Origin of the sequence: Saccharomonospora halophila 8, assembly GCF_000383775.1 — a bacterium.
GTDB lineage: Bacteria > Actinomycetota > Actinomycetes > Mycobacteriales > Pseudonocardiaceae > Saccharomonospora > Saccharomonospora halophila.
This window is the reverse complement of the sequence record NZ_KB912503.1, coordinates 67,010-68,633: the sequence shown is the minus strand read 5'-3', so window position 1 is coordinate 68,633 and position 1,624 is coordinate 67,010. Positions and strand designations below refer to the sequence as shown.

3 protein-coding genes and 1 pseudogene are annotated in these 1,624 nt (G+C 72.5%); all 4 read left to right on the top strand.

Features of this window, described 5'->3' with window-relative positions:
• Positions 1–325 precede the first annotated feature (325 nt).
• A complete protein-coding gene (locus SACHA_RS0105565; protein WP_019807831.1) occupies positions 326–814 on the top strand; it encodes an Asp23/Gls24 family envelope stress response protein in 489 nt (162 codons plus the stop codon).
• Complete coding sequence (locus SACHA_RS0105560) at positions 811–1,161, top strand: hypothetical protein (protein ID WP_019807830.1); 351 nt, start codon at positions 811–813, stop codon at positions 1,159–1,161. The genes SACHA_RS0105565 and SACHA_RS0105560 overlap by 4 nt, the downstream gene beginning before the upstream one ends.
• A 10-nt stretch (positions 1,162–1,171) precedes the next feature.
• A complete protein-coding gene (locus tag SACHA_RS0105555; RefSeq protein WP_007024172.1) occupies positions 1,172–1,354 on the top strand; it encodes a DUF2273 domain-containing protein in 183 nt (60 codons plus the stop codon).
• Positions 1,351–1,624 (top strand): annotated as a pseudogene (locus tag SACHA_RS24965) (Asp23/Gls24 family envelope stress response protein); the annotation flags it as partial. The gene SACHA_RS0105555 and the pseudogene SACHA_RS24965, both read left to right, overlap by 4 nt.

Below are 1,624 nucleotides of genomic sequence, written 5' to 3'. Positions count from 1 at the left end.
CGCCGGACCCGCCGCCGCGACGGACGCCCGCACGGGCGCGCACCCGGGCGCTGACCCGACGTTCACAGCACACCACCCGCTGTTACCCGGGCGGTGGTACGGCGAAACACCGCGACCGCGCCCCGTCGCCCCCGCCGGTCACGGAACCGGGGTGATCCGCCCCGCATCTCCGCCGGTGGCCGCCCACGTCACCGCAAGGCGTGAACACGGGGCGCGGTTGACTCCCGGCGCACGGGGTATGTCGCAGTCACGAAACGTCTCCCACACCGCCCGCGGGCCTCACCGCACCGCGGGCTCACGGATTGTTCACAGGAGTGGTGCGGCAATGTCTCAGCCTGGCCAGGGTTCCTCGGGCTCCTCAGGTTCCTCGGGTTCCTCGTCGTCCTCGGGTCGCGAACGCGGTGGGTCCGGCGGCGACCCGCTGTCCACCGACCAGGGCAAGATCAGCGTCGCCCAGGGCGTCGTCTCCAAGATCGCCGGGGTCTCGTGCCGCGAGGTCAGCGGCGTCCACGCGATGGGCACCTCCGGCGGGCGCGCGGTCGGCGCGCTGCGCGAACGGATTCCCGGCAGTTCCGGGCCGAGCGTGTCCCAGGGTGTCGCCGTCGAGGTCGGCGAGAGCCAGACGGCGATCGACCTGGACATCGTCGTCGAGTACGGGGTGTCCATCGCCGACCTCGGCAAGAGCGTCCAGCGCAACGTCAAGCAGTCGGTCGAGCGGATGACCGGCCTCGAGGTGACCGAGGTCAACGTCAGCATCGACGACGTCTACCTGCCGTCCGACGACAGCCAGGAATCACAGTCGAGGGTGTCGTGACCGGAATCAGCGCGCCGCCGGTGGTCGACGGGGTCGACGTCGACCGCGTCGCCGAGGTGGTGCGGTCCTGCCCCGGGGTCGCCGACCTGGTGGGCGGGGCGGTCCTGCCCGCCACCGGCCCGGTCACGACCTATCTGCCCGGAAGGCGCCTCGGCGGGGTGCGCGTCGAGCCCGACCGGGTGACCGTGCAGGTGACCGGCGACTGGACCGTCGCCCTGCCCGCCCTCGGCAGACAGGTCCAGAGCGCACTCGCGCCGCTGGTCGGTGATCGCCGGGTCGACGTCGTCGTGGCCGATCTGGTCGACCTGCCCGATGCGGCCGGATCGGCCGATTCGAACCGAACGTGAAGGTGGAGACATGTCACGGACCACCCAGGGGCTCCTCGTCGGGCTCGTCCTCGGCCTGGCACTGGCCTTCGGCAACTTCGGCCAGATGCTGATCGTCGCCCTGCTGGCGATCGTCGGGCTCGTCGTCGGCAAGGTCCTGGACGGCGACATCGACCTGACCGAGTACTTCTCCGGGCGGGGTCAGGGCCGATGACCGACGCCGTGGCCGGACGCACCGGATCCTCCGGACCGGAAGGACCGGGCGGGCCCGAGGACGAACCGACCGCACCCACGGAACGGATCGGCGGTGCGCATCCGGGCCGGACCGAGTTCGGCCGGGTGGACATCGACGACGACGTCGTCGCCCGGATCGCGGCCGAGGCCGCCTCGGAGGTCGCCGACGCGGGATCGGCCGCGTCGGGGATGCTCGGCCGCACACTCGCACAGACCCCCACCCCGGGGGTGCGCCGCAGCAGCCTGGCCG